This window comes from Corynebacterium riegelii, from assembly GCF_001263755.1.
GTDB classification, from domain to species: domain Bacteria; phylum Actinomycetota; class Actinomycetes; order Mycobacteriales; family Mycobacteriaceae; genus Corynebacterium; species Corynebacterium riegelii.
Map to the genome: position 1 here is coordinate 1,719,993 of NZ_CP012342.1, position 18,332 is coordinate 1,738,324.

Annotated in this window: 19 protein-coding genes; 8 read left to right on the forward strand and 11 right to left on the reverse strand. The window is 61.6% G+C overall.

Features of this window, described 5'->3' with window-relative positions; translation table 11 throughout:
* Positions 1-45: 45 nt before the first annotated feature.
* The 5 genes from AK829_RS08360 to AK829_RS08380 form a co-directional block, all read right to left on the reverse strand.
* Entirely contained in the window at positions 46-1,245 is a 1,200-nt protein-coding gene (locus AK829_RS08360; RefSeq protein WP_052205438.1) for a glycosyltransferase family 4 protein, read from the reverse strand.
* An 82-nt stretch (positions 1,246-1,327) separates the two neighbouring features.
* The gene (menD, locus tag AK829_RS08365) at positions 1,328-2,944 is read right to left on the reverse strand and encodes a 2-succinyl-5-enolpyruvyl-6-hydroxy-3-cyclohexene-1-carboxylic-acid synthase (protein ID WP_052205439.1); all 1,617 of its coding nucleotides are present in this window, start codon (positions 2,942-2,944) and stop codon (positions 1,328-1,330) included.
* A gap of 2 nt (positions 2,945-2,946) precedes the next feature.
* Positions 2,947-3,438, reverse strand: coding sequence for a hypothetical protein (locus AK829_RS08370; RefSeq protein ID WP_052205440.1), 492 nt, complete (start codon positions 3,436-3,438; stop codon positions 2,947-2,949).
* 33 nt (positions 3,439-3,471) lie between these two features.
* Positions 3,472-5,052: an SLC13 family permease gene (locus tag AK829_RS08375; RefSeq protein WP_052205441.1), complete on the reverse strand. Its 1,581-nt coding sequence runs from the start codon at positions 5,050-5,052 to the stop codon at positions 3,472-3,474.
* A 110-nt stretch (positions 5,053-5,162) separates the two neighbouring features.
* The gene (locus AK829_RS08380) at positions 5,163-6,158 is read right to left on the reverse strand and encodes an o-succinylbenzoate synthase (RefSeq protein ID WP_052206468.1); all 996 of its coding nucleotides are present in this window, start codon (positions 6,156-6,158) and stop codon (positions 5,163-5,165) included.
* Positions 6,159-6,183: 25 nt separating this feature from the next.
* Between AK829_RS08380 and AK829_RS08385 the strand changes: the two genes are divergently transcribed.
* From AK829_RS08385 to AK829_RS08405, 5 genes are read left to right on the forward strand one after another with little or no spacing between them, the layout of a single operon-like run.
* Complete coding sequence (locus tag AK829_RS08385; protein ID WP_052205442.1) at positions 6,184-6,555, forward strand: YidH family protein; 372 nt, start codon at positions 6,184-6,186, stop codon at positions 6,553-6,555.
* Positions 6,556-6,912, forward strand: a complete 357-nt coding sequence (locus tag AK829_RS08390) for a DUF202 domain-containing protein (RefSeq protein WP_052205443.1) — start codon at positions 6,556-6,558, stop codon at positions 6,910-6,912.
* 25 nt (positions 6,913-6,937) lie between these two features.
* Positions 6,938-7,882 carry a 1,4-dihydroxy-2-naphthoyl-CoA synthase gene (locus tag AK829_RS08395; protein ID WP_052205444.1) on the forward strand — a complete coding sequence of 315 codons (945 nt, stop codon included), beginning with the start codon at positions 6,938-6,940 and terminating at the stop codon, positions 7,880-7,882.
* Positions 7,883-7,940: 58 nt separating this feature from the next.
* Positions 7,941-8,951, forward strand: a complete 1,011-nt coding sequence (locus tag AK829_RS08400; protein ID WP_157045334.1) for a hypothetical protein — start codon at positions 7,941-7,943, stop codon at positions 8,949-8,951.
* 25 nt (positions 8,952-8,976) lie between these two features.
* The gene (locus AK829_RS08405; RefSeq protein ID WP_052205446.1) at positions 8,977-10,719 is read left to right on the forward strand and encodes a helix-turn-helix transcriptional regulator; all 1,743 of its coding nucleotides are present in this window, start codon (positions 8,977-8,979) and stop codon (positions 10,717-10,719) included.
* Here the strand turns inward: AK829_RS08405 and AK829_RS08410 are convergent.
* Genes AK829_RS08410 through pcaH form a run of 6 tightly spaced genes read right to left on the reverse strand, consistent with a single transcriptional unit; the run spans position 10,716 to position 16,140 of the window.
* A complete protein-coding gene (locus tag AK829_RS08410) occupies positions 10,716-11,993 on the reverse strand; it encodes an MFS transporter (RefSeq protein WP_052205447.1) in 1,278 nt (425 codons plus the stop codon). The two genes, AK829_RS08405 and AK829_RS08410, sit on opposite strands and share 4 nt — an antisense overlap.
* A 60-nt stretch (positions 11,994-12,053) precedes the next feature.
* Positions 12,054-13,262 (reverse strand): 4-hydroxybenzoate 3-monooxygenase, encoded by a 1,209-nt coding sequence (locus AK829_RS08415; protein ID WP_052205448.1) that lies wholly within the window; start codon positions 13,260-13,262, stop codon positions 12,054-12,056.
* The gene (gene pcaC, locus AK829_RS08420) at positions 13,262-13,672 is read right to left on the reverse strand and encodes a 4-carboxymuconolactone decarboxylase (protein WP_052205449.1); all 411 of its coding nucleotides are present in this window, start codon (positions 13,670-13,672) and stop codon (positions 13,262-13,264) included. Before pcaC ends, AK829_RS08415 begins: the two co-directional genes overlap by 1 nt.
* Positions 13,662-14,807 carry a lyase family protein gene (locus AK829_RS08425; RefSeq protein WP_052205450.1) on the reverse strand — a complete coding sequence of 382 codons (1,146 nt, stop codon included), beginning with the start codon at positions 14,805-14,807 and terminating at the stop codon, positions 13,662-13,664. Before AK829_RS08425 ends, pcaC begins: the two co-directional genes overlap by 11 nt.
* 1 nt (position 14,808) lies before the next feature.
* The gene (pcaG, locus tag AK829_RS08430) at positions 14,809-15,411 is read right to left on the reverse strand and encodes a protocatechuate 3,4-dioxygenase subunit alpha (protein WP_052205451.1); all 603 of its coding nucleotides are present in this window, start codon (positions 15,409-15,411) and stop codon (positions 14,809-14,811) included.
* A 27-nt stretch (positions 15,412-15,438) separates the two neighbouring features.
* Positions 15,439-16,140, reverse strand: a complete 702-nt coding sequence (gene pcaH / locus AK829_RS08435) for a protocatechuate 3,4-dioxygenase subunit beta (protein WP_052205452.1) — start codon at positions 16,138-16,140, stop codon at positions 15,439-15,441.
* 303 nt (positions 16,141-16,443) lie between these two features.
* On the opposite strand from pcaH, the gene AK829_RS08440 reads away from it, so the two are divergent.
* The 3 genes from AK829_RS08440 to menE are packed head-to-tail and all read left to right on the forward strand — an operon-like array spanning position 16,444 to position 18,289.
* Complete coding sequence (locus tag AK829_RS08440) at positions 16,444-16,710, forward strand: antitoxin (protein WP_052205453.1); 267 nt, start codon at positions 16,444-16,446, stop codon at positions 16,708-16,710.
* A 2-nt stretch (positions 16,711-16,712) separates the two neighbouring features.
* Positions 16,713-17,120 (forward strand): type II toxin-antitoxin system VapC family toxin, encoded by a 408-nt coding sequence (locus AK829_RS12920; RefSeq protein ID WP_052205454.1) that lies wholly within the window; start codon positions 16,713-16,715, stop codon positions 17,118-17,120.
* A 20-nt stretch (positions 17,121-17,140) separates the two neighbouring features.
* The gene (gene menE, locus AK829_RS08450) at positions 17,141-18,289 is read left to right on the forward strand and encodes an o-succinylbenzoate--CoA ligase (RefSeq protein ID WP_083439801.1); all 1,149 of its coding nucleotides are present in this window, start codon (positions 17,141-17,143) and stop codon (positions 18,287-18,289) included.
* Positions 18,290-18,332 lie beyond the last annotated feature (43 nt).

Sequence of the window (18,332 nt, forward strand, 5' to 3'; positions counted from 1 at the left end):
GGTTACTCATGTAAGTTTAGCCTTACCTGGCGCGAAAAGGGGCCCCTATGCCCGTTTTCTTTTCCCCGGAATCTTCGCCCATCCCGGCAGCGGCACTTCGCGGCCAAAAATGTTCACTACTGTGCGGTTATAGCCGGCGATCGCCTCGTCGTAGTAACCAACCAGCTGCGTACACAACGCGTCCCAAGTTTTATCCGCAACCGAGGCACGCGCGTTGGCTTTGAGCTCATCCAATCGGGCAGGATCAAGAATCCAGGCGGCGGCCTCCGGCAGGTCCTGCTCAAAGGTGCCAACGTCCAGCAGCATGCCGTTGACGTGGTTGGCAATCAGGTCGATCGGACCACCCGCCTTCGGGCCAATGGTGGGCACACCGCAAGCCTGCGCTTCCTGGATGGCCTGGCAGAACGTTTCAAACTCACCGGTGTGCACGAAAAGATCCAGGCTGGCGTAGGCGCGCGCGAGCTGCTCGCCAGATAAAGCACCCGTGAACACCGCGCCGGGAAGCACTGCTTCGAGTGCGGCGCGCTCCGGGCCGTCGCCAACAATCACCAACTGAATCGATGGGTCTGCCGCAAGCGGCGCAAGGCGGTGCACGGACTTCTCCGCGGCCAAACGGCCAACAAACCCGACAATGCGCTTCGTGCCGCTCGGATCCCACTTACGGCGCAGCATCTCTGAACGACGCCGCGGGTGAAACAGCTCCGCGTCCACCCCGCGCCCCCAGTGGTGCACGTTCTCAATGCCGTGCTGTTCCAACTCTGCGATTGCCTGGGAAGAAGGCGCAAGCGTCAGTTCACACATGTTGTGCACCGTGCGCGTCCACTCCCACGCAATGGAGGCAACCATGGCCGCGTGGTACTTCGTGGCAAAGCCAGCAACATCCGTCTGATACAGCGCCACCGCCGGAATCCCCAGCTGGGATGCAGAAAATGCGCCCGCACCACCAAGCACAAACGGGCTGGCCAAGTGGATCACGTCCGGCTTGAACCCCGCCAACGCCGCCGTGACATTGGTAGTGGGCACACCAACCGGCAAGGAATCCACCATCGGGATACGCACCGTGGGCACGCGCACAATCTCAAAACCCAGGTAGTCCGGAACCTCCTCCTGGAAGTCACGCGCGCCAGGTGCCACCACGATCGCCTCGTGGCCCTCCGCTTTGAGATGCTCAAGCACACGCAGCACGGAGTTGGTCACACCGTTGATGTTTGGCAAGAACGATTCTGCAACGATTCCCACTCGCATACTCAGTCACCCTGGCACAACTAAGGAAATTTTTGCGCAACCCAACGTGAAGTCCGCGTGAACTTTCACTATCAACTTCACGCTACTTTTGCAGCCGCTGCGCCAGCGCACGCCGGGTATCACGCGTGGTTATGGCCTCCACAATGGTGATCGGCGCGGGCTGCGCTTCCACGTCAACCAGGATCTGCTGCAACTGCGCCACGCTTTCCGCACGGCGGTAATGCGCACCATAGCCTGCAGCAATGGCCTCGATGTCCGCGTTATGCGGGGTGCCAAAGGCGCGCTCGAAGTACTCGCGCACGTGATCCGCACCCACCTCCAGGGTTTCAAAGATGCCGCCGCCGTTGTCATTGGCCACCACGATGGTCAGGTTGCCTGGCCGCGGCTCATCCGGGCCGATCAGCAAGCCATTCACATCGTGCAGGAATGTCAGGTCCCCCACCAACGCAACGGTGCGCGGGGCGCGGATCTCATCCGGCCGCAGCGCCTGCGTAGCCAGGGCAACGCCAACCGCTTGGGACAAGGTGCCATCAATACCCGCAGCGCCGCGCGGCGCGTACGTATCCACACCGTCAAAGGGCATGCCGACTAGGGACGCATCACGCACCGGGTTCGACGCCCCCAACACAAAGGCGTCCCCAACCGCCAGGGTGTCGCACACCGCTGCGGCAACGTGCAGGCCCGTAAAGCCAAACTCGTCGCTCTCCAGCGCGCTGCGAACGGTCTCCGCGCCCACGTCACCAGCAGCCTCGCAGATCTTCAGCCACGTGTCCGTCGGCTGGCCCGTCACACGCACGGAAGAACCACGCACGCTCGGGTTGCCCGTGAAAATCTCACTGCGCGACAGCCCGATGACCTCAATCGCCGGATCCGCCATCAACGCCATCACATCCCGGTGCAGCGTGGGGTGGCCCACCACAATGACCTGCTCCGGCTTCGTGGAGGCCGCGAAATCGCCACCATCGTGGGAAATCGCCACCTCAGACTGCGCGAAAAACCTCGCCGCCAGCGGGTGTACCTGGTGAAACGGCGTCGGCGCGGTCGGCTCCGCAATCGTCGGCACGTGCTCCAGCCCGGGCACCTCCCACGCCTCATCGCCAGCAATCACCAGCGTGTCGCGCGTGAGATCCACATCCACCACGCCGTGGTCCACAAACCTATTGGTCCTGGTCAAGGACCCCGGTCCCACCCTCCGGAGCTTCTTGCCTATCGACGCCACATTCTCCGGCACCAACGGCACATCCAACGCCACATTGATATGGACTTGGGGGGCGCTAAAGGAGATCCCGTAAGCGTGGTCAAGCAACTGCACCTGCTGCGTTTCGGCATAGCGGCCGAAGATGCCCTGCTGCCAGATAGTTTGGCTCGCACCAGTGCCCACCAGGTGTTCCGGGCGATCCGCGCTGATCACCGCGAGCGGGGTGTGCGACATGTGCGCCTCGACTACCGCTGGAAGCGCGTTCGCAACCGCCGTGCCAGACGTCATAACCACGCCCACGTGGCGCTTCTGTACGCGGGCGAGCCCTAAGGCCGTGAAGGCGGCCGCGCGTTCGTCGATACGCATGTGCACCTGGATATCCCCACGGGCAAGCAACGCGTACGCCAGCGGCGAGTTGCGCGAACCTGGACTCATCACCACATCAGTGACATGTTCTGCCAGCTGATCAGCCACCGCCGAGGCAAGTTCAAACGACTCCATGCTTACCCCCTCGACAACTCATCAAGCTTGTTCAACAGTCCCTCAAAATCGATGTCCGGCAACGGGACATCCGTCGGCAGCACCTCAGTAGGCACAACCGGGGCTGGCTGATCACCCGGATTCTCGTTGTCACGTTCCCCGAAACCGAAATCAAAGGGTTTGCGCGTGGTGGTCACTGTGGTGGTAGCCGTGGTGGTTTCCGTCACCGTCACCGGCGGCTTGTTCGCCTCCTGTGCCGAAGCACGCCACAGGAAAAACAGCACTACGGCCGCAACCGCCAAGATCGCGGCAAGCAAACCGAGTGCCAACGCCGCGGTATTCGTCCCCTTCTGCGGCGTGTTATAGCTTGAAACGCCGTAATCCGGCTCGCCGTAATACGGCTCGTTGTAGCCACCCCCGTACTGGCTGGACTGGTCCGGAAAATACTGCTGCGGGCGACCCGGATACTGTTCACCCGAATCGCCCGCACCGAACTGGCGCGTCTGGTTATCCATGCGCCATAAGTTACCGCACCAAGCCTGTAAGTGTTAGAGCACCAAACCGAACACCGGCACAGCGATGAAGTAGGTAGCCAGGGAGATCAGCACCAGGCCGATCAGGTTCAGCCCGACACCGCCCTTGATCATCTCGCCCATCTTGACGTGGCCGGAGGAGTAGGCGATAGCGTTCGGCGGGGTTGCCACCGGCAGCATGAACGCACAGGTTGCGGCCAGCGCAACCGGGATAGCCAGGATCAGGACGTTCATCTCGGTGGACTCGGTCAAACCAATACCCACTGCAACACCGCCCATGATTGGCAGGAAGGTTGCAGCCGTTGCCGTGTTGGAGGTCAGCTCCGTCAGGAACAGCACCAGTGCCGCGACCGCAGCCAACAACAGGAACACCGGCAAGACCGACAGGCCCTTGGCCTTCTCACCAATCCACAGGGACAGGCCCGTGGCGGTGAACATGGCGGACAGGCTCAAGCCACCACCGAAGAGCAACAACACGTCCCACGGCATCTCATTGGCGGTCTTCCAGTCCAAGATGCGCTTGCCGTCCTTGTTGGCCGGGACAATGAACATGAGCAGGCCGGCGATAATGCCCACAACTGCATCGTCATACGGGAAGTCCCATCCGAAATGGTTGCGGCCCAACGGGATGAAAATCCAGGTCAGCGCAGCAAGCAAGAAGATGACACCCACGGCTACCTGCGGGAAGGTCCACGCCCCAAGCTTCTTCAGCTCAGCGTCAATCAGTTCCTTACCGCCCGGGATCTGGTCAACCTCAGGCTTGAAGACGGTGATGAGCATCCACCACGCAATAAAAGTGAACACGATTGCAACCGGCATACCCACAAGCATCCACTCACCGAAGCCGATGGTGATGCCGTGCGCTTCCTCCATGTAACCCTTCAGCAGGGCGTTCGGCGGAGTACCAATCAGGGTGCCCAGGGAACCGATGGACGCAGAATATGCAATTGCCAACATCAGGGCGGTGGCGAAACGCTTCTGATTCTTCATGCCACCCACAGACTCCGCGGTCAATGCCAACACGGAAGTACCGATCGGCAGCATCACCACAGCGGTTGCGGTGTTAGACACCCACATGGACATAAAGCCCGTAGCCAGCATAAAGCCCAAGATGATGCGCTTCGGGCTGGTACCAACCAACTTCACCACGACCAACGCCAGGCGACGGTGCAGGTTCCAACGCTGCAGGCCAAGGGCCATCAGGAAGCCACCCATGAACAGGAAGATAGTGGCGGAAGCGTACGGGGAAGAGACGCTCTTAAACGGCGCAACCCCCATGACCGGGAAGATCGCAAGCGGCAGCAGTGCGGTTGCGGCAAGCGGGATCGCCTCCGTCATCCACCACGCTGCCATCAAGACAGTCGTTGCGGCGACAACGCGCATGGCCTGCGCGGAGTACTCCACGCCTTCCTTCGCGCCGGAGGACTGGGCTACGGTGTCAGCCGCTCCTGCCGGGAAGAAGATGTACACCAAGATTGCCAGGACAATGCCTGTGAGCAATCCGATGAGTTGGCGGCGCCACTCGCCCGCCTCGGGGCTTGGGGCGCGGTCACCGTCTGACAAGGCGGTGGATTCATGAACTACGGGAGTAGACATCTCGAGTTCCTCTCTTTGACGTCACCGAAAAACGGGAATGACAATTTCCGCATAGCACTTTAACGCCACATGTAGCCCAACCCGCCAAAACTACCGAAGTGTGACAAGTTCTACACCCGTAGGTGGGTAATGCACTCCCTCACACGCTGGAACCACCAGTCACGAGTCGCCCCCGGCGCGCGCAGCCCGTGGAGACGTTCCGGGTCGGGGGTGGTGCGGGTGAGGTGCAACGTGCCGTCGAAAAGCTGCCGCTCCGGCGCAACATCTTCCACAAACAACCGCTGGGTGGCCAGCCCGGCCGCGCGCGAGCCAGTGAGCTTCGCGGCCACCAGGCCGGCATCGATGCCTACCGCCGTATCCAGCGCGCTTGCAACGGTGAGCTGCAGGTTCAGCTCCTTGGCTAGCTGCAGCGTCCTTCGAACCCCACCCAGGGGCGCTTGCTTGACGACGCCCACGGGAACCACCCCAACCACCCTCCCCGGATCCTCCGCGCGGCGAATCGACTCGTCCGCAGCAATCGGCGTGCGCACCTGGTTCTGGACAGCGCCGAGCTCCTCGACGGTTTTGCAGGGCTGCTCAATGTATTCGAGCGGGCCGTGTTCAGTAAGCGCGCGCTCTGCTTCGATCGCCTGGGCAACACTCCAGCCGCCGTTGGCGTCTACACGAATCGCGGCCTCCGGGCGCAGGCGGCGAACTTCGTTGACGCGCATGAGGTCATCTTGGAGCGTCTGGCCGGGTTCGGCGACCTTAACCTTGAAGGTTTGCACGCCCGGGAAGCGCTCAAGCACGGCTTCGACGTCGTGCGGCTGGAGCGCCGGGACCGTGCCGTTGACTGGCACCGCGCCGTGTGCTTCCGGCAGCCCCAGGTAGGCAGCTTCCAGCCCGGCGCGCAGCCAATGCTTCGCCTCCTGCGGCTTGTACTCGGTGAACGGGGAGAACTCGCCCCAGCCCTTCGGGCCGTCAATCAGCAGCGCCTCACGGGTGGTGATGCCGCGGAACTTCACCCGCATCGGCAACGCCACCACGTGGGAGCGCTGCAGGATGTCATCAACGTTTATTTCTTTGATGTTGAGTCCGATGTTGAGGGCGTCGTCGGGCAGTTCCATGCGCGCCAGCGTAGCGTGGGAGACCATGAGCGCACCTGAACGCAGCCGGCTGGCACAGCGACTGTTTCCCGACGGCACCGAGCCCGACCCGCGCTTCACCCTTGCCAACGAGCGCACCTTCCTCGCCTGGACGCGCACCTCCCTGGCGTTTTTGGCAGGCGGGGTGGCGCTGGCCGCGTTCGACATTGACGGGTTACACCCGGATTACCAAACCGCCGTCGCCGTCCTGGTGATCCTCGGCGGGCTGTGCATCTCCGCCGGAGCCGCAGTGCGCTGGGTACACGTGGAGCGGGCCATGCGCACTGGCCGACCTCTGCCCGTGCCGGCGATTATCCCGGTGTTGTCCTTCATCGTCTTCGTGGCATTGGCCGTGACCGCTGTGATGGTGGCGGTGTAAATGCCGCGTTCAGGCAGGTTGCTTCCTTCGCAAGCGCCGCTGCAGGCACACGAGGACCCGGGCCTGCAGCCGGAGCGCACCTCTATGTCTTGGGCGCGAACCGCGATGGCGATGCTAGTGGTGTCTTTGACGCTGCTGCGCTGGGCGGATGCGTACGGTCCTGCCATTTTCGCTTTGATCACCGTGCTGGTGGTGTGCGCCATTTACGTGGTGTCCTCCAACCGTGCGGATTATCTGCGGGACGTCCACGGAATCCAAAACGAATCCCTCTCCCCCAACATCGCACGCGTTATGGTGATGGTTTTCGCCGTCACGTTGCTGGGCCTGGGCGCGGTGGTGCTGGTGCTGACGCGGTAGGTTCGGCCCACGTACCATCACCTCTATGAACCAAACCACCCAGTACTCCACCGCCAACCCCTTCGACGCCTCCCAGTGGAAGCCGGCAACCGAAGAAGCGTTCACGGACATTACGTATCACCGCCACGTGGGCACGGAGCGTAAAGACGGCATTGTCCGCATCGCGTTTGACCGCCCGGAGGTGCGCAATGCGTTTCGCCCGCACACGGTGGATGAGCTGTATCGCGCGCTGGATCATGCGCGCCGCGATCCGTCCGTGGGCACGATCCTGCTCACCGGCAACGGTCCGTCCGAGAAGGACGGCGGTTGGGCGTTTTGCTCCGGCGGTGACCAGCGCATTCGTGGCCGCAGCGGCTACCAGTACGCAGGTGGCGACACCGCCGATACCGTCGATGAGGCCCGCGTCAAAGCTGAAGGCGGGCGCCTGCACATTCTTGAGGTGCAGCGTCTGATTCGCACGATGCCCAAGGTGGTCATCGCTGTGGTCAACGGGTGGGCGGCTGGTGGCGGCCACTCCCTGCACGTGGTGTGCGACCTGACCATCGCGTCGCGTGAAGAGGCCCGCTTCAAGCAGACGGACGCGGACGTCGGGTCCTTCGACGCCGGCTACGGCTCCGCCTACCTGGCCAAGATGGTGGGTCAGAAGTTTGCGCGCGAGATTTTCTTCCTAGGCCGCACCTACTCCGCGGAGGAGATGCAGCGGATGGGCGCGGTGAACATCGTCGCCGACCACGCTGAGCTGGAGAATGAGGCGATCCAGGTTGCGCGTGAGATCAACACGAAGTCTCCCACCGCGCAGCGCATGCTGAAGTTCGCGTTCAACCTTGTCGATGACGGCCTGATGGGCCAGCAGGTGTTCGCTGGTGAGGCTACTCGCCTGGCGTATATGACCGATGAGGCCGTGGAGGGCCGCGACTCCTTCCTGCAGAAGCGCCCACCGAACTGGGACGAGTTCCCTTACTACTATTAGGAGCTTTTTGCTTATCGACGCCCAGCGTCCTCCCAGCCCCCGCCGCTACCCTCACCACATGTTGACTCACAGCATGTTGAACCGAACGATCATCACCGCCGGCACCGCCGCTGCTGTGCTGGCGCTCGCTTCATGCGGCACGTCGGAGTCCGCGGACCCCGCGCAGGAGGCAACGGCCACCGCCACGGAGACCACCAAGATCGCGGACTCGGCCGCACCCACTGAAACCGTGAGGGAGACTGTGACGGCGACGCAGGACGCAGCGCCGCCTGCGCAACCACCAGCACCGCAACAAAGCCTGCGCGATACTTACGCAGATGCCATCGCTAACCCGGCGCGCTTCTTCCCGGAGCCGCAGCCGGGGCATGACGGCACGTTCCAATACGCGTTGTTGGACGTGGATGGGGATGCCGTACCGGAGTTGTTGGTGCGTGAGGGTGGTACCGGTGAGCGTCGAATAGCAATAGCCCTCGCAACCGGGGAGCAAGCCGCGAGCACGCTTGCAGACGGCGAGGGCACCCTCCTGTTTTCCAACGGGATGTACCCGGGGTTGGAGGAGTACCGCTTCGGCGAAACCACGGCGACGATCACGCAATATGAGCTGCGCGGCGGGCGCGTGGAGCAGGTCAGCGGGCCGACCGACACAATTGTTGGCAACCCGTTGGATGAATTCAACGTGATTCATTGGCTGCCCACCACTGACCCGAGTGCGCTGGACACGTTGGATATCTTGGCAAACACCGACCCGCTGGCGCAGCCGCTGGCCGGCTCTTTCCGCCAGTACTCCATCGAGCGCGACTGGCGTGGCGACAGCTTCAACGTGGAGATCACCTACCCCAACGTGACCTACCCGGAGCTAGGCTGCCGCGGCACACTCGAACCGACGCCACCCGGCCACGCAGGCCAAGCCGGCTTCATCGAGCACATCACCGAAGGCACCTGCGACGACGGCGGCACATGGCACTTGCTTCTAGACGCTGCGTCGCTCCAAGCCGGTGCCCCCGCCATCTATAAAGCGCGCTATGTTGCGCCGGATGGCCGCTACGTCGCGGACGGCGGGTTTAGGTAGTGGGTGGGCCTAAGATCGAAGCATCATGGCCCTTGAAGTAGACGTCAACTCACAGCGGCTCGCTCGCACGCTGTTTAGCCACCCTGGTGGGTTCGTCTTTCTCATGCGCGATGACTTGGAGAACACCAATGCTGTGATGCGTCGCCTGCAAGAACAGATCCCGCCGGATGTGCTTCGCGTGATCACGCCAAGCACCATTCCGCTTCCCAGCTCAGTGGCTACACAGCCCCAGGGAGCTGTGTATATCCTCCGGGATATCGATCAATGCGACTGCAACGCACTCACAAGTTTTGTTGACTCACTCGCAGCAACCGATGCTTTCTTCATTGCGGCAGGCACAGCGCAGTGGGCGCGCCAGCTGGCGTCTGTAGAGGTAAAACTCAGTGCGCTCCCCCAACCGCCGCAGACAACACAGCCAGCGCAGACAGCACCGCACAAAACGGATCCGATCACGGAGGCGGAGAAGGCCCTCTACGCCGGGTCTGTGGGGGTGGCGGGTGATTGGTTGAACGTGGCGTCGACAAGCAAGAAGCGCACACAGCTTGCAGTTATGACTGCAGTGGCCGACTGGGACATCGAGGGGCTGCGGAAGGTTGCATTCGGCGACACCGCCGGCGACCTTAACCCCGCCGTGCTTGAAATTGTGCAGCATTTTGCCGAGGCTGCGAGCGGCGATTCCCTCTCCCAGCACCTAGTCACCCTGCCGGTCGCTCCGGAGACGGACTTCTTCACGGGTTTTATGCACCTGGCCAATGACGATATTCCGCGGGCCCTCAATCACTTGAAGCCCCGCCCGGGCGAAAGCGCCCAGGCCAAACTCTGGAAAGCGCCGCTGTATGCGCGCGCCCAATTTGTCGCAGGCCATTGGACCGGCGCCAAGCACACGGTGGAACATGGTCTGCTCCTGGCTGAATCCAACGAAGCTCGCCTTGTAGAGCCGCTGCTTTTATGGACGGGAGCCCAGATCGCCGCACTGGAGGGCAAACAGCGCCTGGCTGAGCATTATTTACGACGCAGCGATCCCGGCGCCGACGCCTTCACCATCCAACAGCTGCCGTCGCTGATGGCCAACATGGTGATCGCCGCGCAGCTCAGCGACATTCCTACAGCGCTCAAAGCTGGGGAAAACTTGGCTAGGACCGCGAAGCGGATTTTCCCGCGGCCGGAGTTTTGGCCGTGGGAGGATGTCTACGCATCAAGTCTGATCCGTGCAGGCCACCTTGATGAGGCCGAACAGGTCTTGGCCCCGGCGCTGGATGATAGCGCCCGGGAAGTGTCGCTATCCGTGCGTGCGAAGTACTCGATCCCGATGGCAAGCATTGCCCTTCGCCGCCAGCACGCCGCCGCGGCGTTTTCCACCTTCGAGGATGCAGTAGAGATGCTCCGGGACGCCGGAATGCCCGCGTACTATGCCCGCTCCTTGTATGAGTATGGACTGGCAGCGCGCAGGTATGGGCGTAGGAATAAAGCCGCCGAGATTATGCATCTGGCGGCTGAACTCTACGGGTCAATGGGGGCTTGGGCGATGCTGCGGCGCTGCCAAGCAGAACAGCAGATCGCCACAGCCGAAAACCCGGCCTCAACTTTGCTGACAGCGCACGAGCGAGAAATCGCTCACATGGCAGCTAGCGGTGAAACCAACAGTGGCATCGCCCGGCAGCTAAACCTGTCAACAAAGACTATTGAGTACCACTTGACCCGCGTGTACAAGAAGCTCGGCGTACACCGCAGGGCTGACCTGGGGCCTGCCCTGCGATCAATTCCTTAGCGCTTGGCGCTGTCGCGGTCAATAGCTACCAGCGGCTTGGTCAAGCTGAAGAACACAGCGCCAGCCAACCCGACGATGGCGAAGGAGTAGAAGCCCCAGGGGTTTGCAAGATCCTTGTGTACAAGGAGGCCACCGAGCATCGGGCCCGAAATCGCACCAAGGCGACCAATACCTGCGGAGATACCCATTGCTGTGGCGCGCAGGTTGGACGGGTGGTTCTCACCAACGAATGCGTAGACCAGGTTCTGCGAGGAGAACACGAACACGCCGGTGAGGAACACCACCGTGTACAGCACCGGCATCGGCATACGGATGGCAAGCATGGCCAAGAAAAGCGCGGAAAGCACGAACCAGACCAAGCCAGAGCGGCGCGGGGAGTGCTTGTCCGACACCTGGCCAGCAATAACCAGGCCAACCACCGCGCCGATGTTGAGGACCATCAGGAAGCCCAGAGCGTTGCCCATGTCGTAATCAGCCTGACGCATGATCTGCGGCAGCCAGGTGTTCAGGCCGTATACGAGCAGCAGGCCCATAAACGACGTCACCCACACGGCAATGGAGTTGCGCAGGTACGGCGGGCGGAGAAGCGTTGCGGCACCAGCCTTTTCCTCCACCTGCGGGACCACGCCTGCAGACGCCTCCTCCAAGCTCAACCCGTATTGGGAAGCAACCCGGCGCGCCTCCTCTTCCCTGCCGGTAACGCGCAGGAAGTCGGGCGACTCCGGCAGCAGGAAGTACATCACCGGAGCCAGGATGAGGCCCGGGATCGCACCGACGATGAACATAGAGTGCCAGCCGAACGGGCTGATCAGGAAGAGAGCAAGGAACGCCGTGAGCACAGCACCGACGTGGTAGCCGGTCATCACCGTGGTGGTCGAAGAACCAGCCTTGGCGCGGCCGCGGAACTCAGTGACCATCGAAATGGCGGTGGGCAGGCAGCCACCCAGGCCGAAGCCTGCGAGGAAACGCAGCGTCAGAAATGCCCAGAAGTTATACGTGAAGCCCATTGCCAGCGTGAGTACTGAAAACGCCAGCACGGAGAAGATCATTACTTTGCGACGCCCCAGCTTGTCCGTCGCAGCGCCAATGAACAGAGCACCCAACGTCATGCCCACCAGGCCGGCTGTTGAAATCTGGGTGGCTCCTGCTGGATCAAGGTGCCAGTTAGGGTCGTCCAACATTGCCGGCATCGCGGCGCCAAGGACGACTAGATCGAAGCCGTCCAGAAGAACGGCCAACCACAATAGGAAGACCACTGCGCCTTTAGTTCGCATCAGGCACTCCTCCTTACTTATTAACTAGGTATGTATTAACTGCGTGAAAAACGGGTTGTGTTACTTGTCCGGAAAGGTGGGCAGATCGCGGCCAACGTACTGCTCGGCAAGGTACTTGCGGCCTGCTTCGGATTCCAGAACGGAGCGCAGCTCGCCGCGGCGGCGGCCGGCCTCAAACGGGCTCTCGCCAGGAATTGCGTGCAGCATGGAGGACATCCAGTAGGAAAAGTGCTGCGCCTTCCAGATACGCGGCAGGGCGATATCGGAGTATTGGTCAAGCAGCTCGGTGTCCTTGTCCTTCACCGCACGGATCAACCCAGGCGCAAGTGCGGCAATGTCCGCCACTGCCAGGTTGAGGCCCTTCGCGCCGGTCGGCGGCACGGTGTGGGCGGCGTCGCCAGCGATGAAAAGGCGGCCGCGCTGCATCGGCGAGGTCACTGCGGAGCGGAAACGCAGCACCGACTTTTCAAAGATCTCGCCTTCTTGCACGGTGACGCCTTCAGAGTCCACGCGCTTGTGCAGCTCTTCCCAGATGCGCTCATCCGGCCACTCTTCCTCAGTGTCCTCCGGGTTGCACTGCAGGTAGTAGCGCTGCACGCCTTCCGAACGCGTAGAAATCAGCGCAAAACCAGCGTCATGGGTGGCGTAGATCAACTCCGGGTTGGTCTTCGGTGCGTGGACCAGCACGCCAAGCCATGCGTATGGGTAGTCGTGGCGGGCACGGATCGCGCCCTCCTGCTCCAGGATCAGGCCACGGAACTGGGAGCGTGAACCATCAACGGCCACCACATAATCAGCGGTCAGCGTGTGGGTCCCCTCAGCGTCGGTGTACTGCAGGGTGCACACGTCACCGTCTGCAGCACCGTCGATACCAATGACGGAGTCCACGGTGGTTTCGAAGAGAATCTCGCCGCCGTCTGCAAGCCTGCGGGCAATGAAGTCCTTCAGGTACTCATGCTGTGCGTACACGGCCATGTGGTGGCCGGTGTGCTCAGTCAGACCAATGCGGGTGCGGTGCCCGTCCAGGGAGATTTCAATGCCTTCATCAATATCCGCTTCCTTTTCCATGCGCTCACCAACGCCGGTTGCGCGCATCAGGTTCAGGGTGCCCTGCTCAAGCACGCCTGCGCGGACGGTTTCTTCCACGTCTTTGCGGGTACGGGTTTCAAACACCACGCTTTCCACACCATCAAGGTGCAAAAGGTGTGACAGGGTCAAGCCAGCGGGGCCTGCACCGATAATGGCAACGGGAACATGACGGGTGGTCATTATTTGTTTTCCTCCTCAGCAACTGCCTTGGCCAGCAGTTTGAAACCGTGATTACTGTTCGGCACACCTGCGTACACCGCGGTGTGCAGCAGAACCTCTCCGATGCGGTCCGGATCAATGCCAGCGCGCAGGGCCGCACGGATGTGCATGTCCAGTTCGCCGTCGTTGCCAACCGCGGTCAGAATCGCGATGGTGAGCATGCGGCGCTCCTCGTGGTTGAGCCCCTCGCGGTTCCAGATGTCACCCCACGCGGTGCGGGTGATGAAGTCCTGGAACTTTTCGGTCACCTCGGTCTTGTTGGCTTCGGCACGGTCCACGTGGGCGTTACCAAGAACAGCCCTGCGGTTACGGTCCCCTACCTCGGCGGCGGCCCTCCGGCCCTCCTCGTAGAGGTTGTCATCAGCTGACATGATTCGTCCTTTCTAGCGCACGGTCTAAAACAACACGGTCTAAAACAAGCCGCGCAAGTGTTTCCGCATCGGAAATATCTGCGTTTTCGGGCACCTTCGCCGCCATTGCTGCTGTGTCCACGGTCAGCCCGTCAAGGGCGCGGCGCAGCAAAAGCACTGAGCTTGTGGTTGCGGCAACAATCTCTCGGATGGTCTGCCACTCCGAATGCCACGAACCAATGCCGCGCTGCGCCTGGCAATCAAGCGCAGTGAGCATGGTGGCGGTCAGGCCTGGGATGCGTGCGGCGTAGCCTCGCGCTGCAATCGATGCTGCGGGATTGGCCTTATGCGGCATAGAGCTCGAACCGCCCGGTGCGGATTCCCTCAGCTCTGCTACTTCAGTGGCAGAGTGCAGCACGATGTCGCCGGTGATCTTTGCCACCGCCCCGGACAGCTTTGCCATGGCGGTGGCAATGTCCACCATCGGCGCGCGGTTGGTGTGCCAGACCAGCGGCTGCTGGTCCAGGCCAAGCTCCATTGCCAAAGCCTCGTGCGTGTCTAGCCCGCCAGAAACGGTGCCAACCGGCCCCGCGTACTGCAGCGGAAACGCCAACGACTGCACTGCTTGTGCAGCGTCAACGAACTGCTCCAGCCAGCCTGCTGCGATCGCACCGAACGTAGTCGGCAGCGCCTGCTGCCCAAGGGTGCGCGCCATCACCGGAGTAGCAACGTGCTGCTCCGCCAAGGCGTGCAAAAGCTCACGGCACTCGGCAGTAACACCGTTAAGCTCCCCCATTGCGCGACGAAGCAGCAGCATCAAGGCGCTATCAATCGCGTCTTGGCTTGTTGCTTTGTAGTGCACGCCGGTCGCATCCTTGGCAAGCGCGCGCAACGCCCCGACAATCGGGATCGCCGGGTTAGCACCGCTGATAGATGCCTGGGCAACCTCGGAAACATCAAGCTCATAGGCATCGATGGCTTTAACAGCAGCGTCGCGTTGCGCCTCAGAGATGCGGCCTACGGAAAAGGCCGCATTTGCAAGGCCGCGCTCGAATGTGACGATGGCGGTGAGCAATGAAGCGTCGTCAAGCAAAAAGCCCCGTGACCCCGAGGCAAGATCTGAGTAGGTGTTGCGAGAGTGTCTATCTACCTGCATGTTAAAGGGAAAAGAACGGCGTTTCCTTCGCCGGGTCAGTGTCCTGGAGGCGGATATCAAGGTGGTAGCCGCCATCGCGGGCTTCGGCGATCAGCAGCGGGCGCCGGGAAGCATCCAGCTGCGAAAGCACCGGATCTGCCTCCAACGCTGCCGTGTCCTCCGGGAAGTAGAGGCGCGTGTACAGGCGCTCAAGAATGCCGCGGGCAAACACGCCAACCAACAGGTGCGGCGCTTCGCCCTCGTAACCACCAGGCACGATGGTGGTAAAGCGCGCGGTGCCGGTCTCATCCGCCATCGCACGGCCCAGGCCCCGGAAGCCTTCCACCGAATCGGTGTTGAACTTGCCATCCTGATCTGCCTGCCAGATCTCCACCATCGCGTCAGCAACGGGAGCACCGTCGCCATCGAACACGCTGAAGCTGACCTCTACCGCGTTCGGATCATCTTTATCAACAAGCATCTCCGTGCCATCTACCTCAAGGCCGATGTGCACGTACGGGCCAACCGTCTGGGATGGGGTCAGGCCAAACTCAACATCATCCTGATCGCGATACGTGCTGCGCACCGGGTAGCGGAACTCACCAGTTTTTCCAGTGTCAATCATGTCTGTCTCCTTCGCTTTACGCAGCCGTTAGTGGCGCGGCGTTTCAAAGTAGGTCTGGTTCGAACCGCGCAGAACGATGTCGAACTTGTAGGCCAAAGCCCAGTTCGGGCTGGTCGTGTCATAGTCAAAGACTGCGATCATGGATTCACGGCTGGCTTCCGGCACCGCGTTGTAGATCGGGTCCTGGAAGAACATCGGATCGCCCGGGAAGTACATCTGGGTAACCAGGCGCTCCGTGAACTGGCGGCCGAAGAGGGAGAAGTGGATGTGGGCTGGACGCCACGCGTTGTGGTGGTTCCCCCACGGGTATGCGCCCGGCATGATCGTGGTGAAGCTGTAGTAGCCGTTCTCATCCGTGAGCACGCGGCCGACACCGTTAAAGTGCGGGTCCAGCGGTGCTGGCCAGCTGTCGTTCTTGTGGCGGTAACGGCCAGCAGCGTTGGCCTGCCAAACCTCAACCAGGGTGTTGGGAACCGGCTTGCCATCCCAGCCCAGCACGCGGCCGTGCACCAGGATGCGCTGGCCAATCGCCTCGCCACCGTTGACCAGGGTGAGGTCATTGTTCAGTTCGCCGATTTCGGAGCCGCCGAAAACCGGGCCAGTCAACTCGCCCAGACGCGGAGTAACCATAACCAGGTCATTGACCGGGTTGCGCTTAATCGTGGTCCGGTAGTCAGGGAAATGAAGGGGAGCGAATACTCCCTGTGTGGAAACGGTGATGTCACTCAAGGTGCCTCAGTCCTTTCTGCCGATTTTTGCTCACCATAGGAAACTGTGTGCCACACCACAAGGAAAGGGATCTTGTGTGACCGATAACGTCACATCTATTTCCGTGACCAGCACTGTTGTGAGCCCGCACACACTAAGGGGCAGCACTAGGGGTGTGCCCTAGGGCCTGGCGAGGGTGCCATCGCCCTCGTCGTCGCCCTCGTCGTCGCCAACTCCGGCGACTGCGTCGCCGACGGAAGGTTTAAGAAGTGGGCGTGCACACTTTCACGTATATACTTTGGCGTATATACGAAGGAGGCGATTATGCCGGATAACTCTCAGGCATCATCAGTGCCAACCACGGTCTTCATGTCAGGAAACAGTCAAGCCTTACGGATACCCAAGGAGTTTCGATTCGATTCGGATACCGTTTGGCTAAAGAAGATCGGGAAACGCCTCTACGTTTCCGAGAGGCCAATGTCCGCCATGGATGTTGTTAACGAAATCACGGCAGGGTTCCCACCGGACTGGGCCGATGACCTCGAAGAACCAAAGGAATTGCCGCTGGACCCTATTTCTGGATGGGACTAACCATGGCATACCTGTTGGATACCAATGTGTGGATCGATGTGCTTCGAAGCGCTGACGAAAATGTCATACGCCGCATGTCTCTATGCTCTTGCGATGATGTCCGCCTTTCAAGCGTCGTCCTAGGGGAGCTTTTGGTCGGAGCCAATAAGGCTCGATCACACCGACCCCTTGAAGCAGTACGCCTTCTAGCAGAGAGCTACACCATGATTGGTATTGATGAACGCGAAGCAGCGGCGTACGCAGAGATTCGTACCCAACTGGAGGCTAACGGGCAGCCGATAGGACCTAATGACTTATGGATCGCTGCGCAAGCCTCAGCAAATGATCTCGTGCTAGTCACTGCGAATACACGAGAATTCCAACGAGTGCCTGGCCTGGAAGTTGAGAACTGGCGCACTGAACTTATTTAAGCCAACTACCCTTATCCCCCGTGACGCACATCCTTGAGCTTTTCCCTGTTGACCCGGCGGATCCGCTGGCGCTCATGCCGGCGCTCGAAGAGGCGCTGACCGGCCAGCGCACCCTGTTGCCCACTCCGGCCGAGGACCAGACGCGCACGAACCTGCTGCGCAACACGCAGGGCGTGGGCCAGCCGATTGAGGATGACATCGCCCTGGTCGTCGCCACCTCCGGCTCCACGGGCACTCCGAAGGGTGCGATGCTCACCGCCGCCAACCTCATTTCCAGCGCGGATGCCACCCACCAGGCCCTGGGCGGCGAAGGTCAGTGGCTGCTTGCCATGCCGGCCGCCTACATCGCGGGCATCCAGGTGTTGGTGCGCAGCATGGTCGCAGGTGTCACGCCGGCCGCGATCGATCTGACCGGCGGTTTCAGCATCTCCGAGTTCGCCGCTCGCACCCACGAGCTGGCCGACACCGGCGAGCGCACCTACACCGCGCTGACCCCGATGCAGCTGGCCAAAGCCACTTCCACTTTGCAGGGCATTGATGCTTTACGACGCTTCAACGCCGTCCTCATCGGCGGCGCCGCCACCAACCCACAACTTCTAGAATCTGCGCGCAAGCTGCGCATCAACGTGGTCACCACCTATGGCTCAAGCGAGACCTCCGGCGGCTGTGTCTACGACGGGCGCCCCCTCCCCGGCGCGCGCATCCGCGTGGAGGACGGACGCGTGTGCCTTGGCGGGCCGATGGTGTCGCGCGGCTACCGCGGCGCCTCGCCGGATGCAGCCTCCGACCTGCATGACGGTTGGTTCCGCACCTCTGATGCGGGCACGTTGGAAAACGGCGTTTTAAGTATCCACGGCCGTATTGACAACGTGATCGATTCCGGCGGGCTGAAGCTCCACCCAGAGGTGCTTGAACGCGTCCTGCTAGCAATCCCGGGTGTGACCGGCGCGTGCGTTGTCGGCGTTGAAGACTTTCGCCTTGGTCAGCGCATCTGTGCCGCCTACACAGGGTCTGCCAGCGTGGCAGACATCCTGGATCACCTCGATGAGCTCAGCGCCACCGGCCGACTCCCCCGCTGGCAGATTCCGAAAGACCTGAAACCAGTACCGGCACTGCCACTGTTGGGCCCGGGCAAAGTAGACCGCCCAGCGGTGCGCGAACTGTTCTAGAAATTGCAGAAGCGGGTCCAAAAGCGTTGCAAAAACGGGTATA

Coding starts and splice junctions, on each gene's coding strand:
- AK829_RS08360 (WP_052205438.1), bottom strand. CDS start 1,245: ATGCGAGTGGGAATCGTTGCAGAATCGTTCTTGCCAAACATCAACGGT.
- menD (WP_052205439.1), bottom strand. CDS start 2,944: ATGGAGTCGTTTGAACTTGCCTCGGCGGTGGCTGATCAGCTGGCAGAA.
- AK829_RS08370 (WP_052205440.1), bottom strand. CDS start 3,438: ATGGATAACCAGACGCGCCAGTTCGGTGCGGGCGATTCGGGTGAACAG.
- AK829_RS08375 (WP_052205441.1), bottom strand. CDS start 5,052: ATGTCTACTCCCGTAGTTCATGAATCCACCGCCTTGTCAGACGGTGAC.
- AK829_RS08380 (WP_052206468.1), bottom strand. CDS start 6,158: ATGGAACTGCCCGACGACGCCCTCAACATCGGACTCAACATCAAAGAA.
- AK829_RS08385 (WP_052205442.1), top strand. CDS start 6,184: ATGAGCGCACCTGAACGCAGCCGGCTGGCACAGCGACTGTTTCCCGAC.
- AK829_RS08390 (WP_052205443.1), top strand. CDS start 6,556: ATGCCGCGTTCAGGCAGGTTGCTTCCTTCGCAAGCGCCGCTGCAGGCA.
- AK829_RS08395 (WP_052205444.1), top strand. CDS start 6,938: ATGAACCAAACCACCCAGTACTCCACCGCCAACCCCTTCGACGCCTCC.
- AK829_RS08400 (WP_157045334.1), top strand. CDS start 7,941: ATGTTGACTCACAGCATGTTGAACCGAACGATCATCACCGCCGGCACC.
- AK829_RS08405 (WP_052205446.1), top strand. CDS start 8,977: ATGGCCCTTGAAGTAGACGTCAACTCACAGCGGCTCGCTCGCACGCTG.
- AK829_RS08410 (WP_052205447.1), bottom strand. CDS start 11,993: ATGCGAACTAAAGGCGCAGTGGTCTTCCTATTGTGGTTGGCCGTTCTT.
- AK829_RS08415 (WP_052205448.1), bottom strand. CDS start 13,262: ATGACCACCCGTCATGTTCCCGTTGCCATTATCGGTGCAGGCCCCGCT.
- pcaC (WP_052205449.1), bottom strand. CDS start 13,672: ATGTCAGCTGATGACAACCTCTACGAGGAGGGCCGGAGGGCCGCCGCC.
- AK829_RS08425 (WP_052205450.1), bottom strand. CDS start 14,807: ATGCAGGTAGATAGACACTCTCGCAACACCTACTCAGATCTTGCCTCG.
- pcaG (WP_052205451.1), bottom strand. CDS start 15,411: ATGATTGACACTGGAAAAACTGGTGAGTTCCGCTACCCGGTGCGCAGC.
- AK829_RS08440 (WP_052205453.1), top strand. CDS start 16,444: ATGCCGGATAACTCTCAGGCATCATCAGTGCCAACCACGGTCTTCATG.
- AK829_RS12920 (WP_052205454.1), top strand. CDS start 16,713: ATGGCATACCTGTTGGATACCAATGTGTGGATCGATGTGCTTCGAAGC.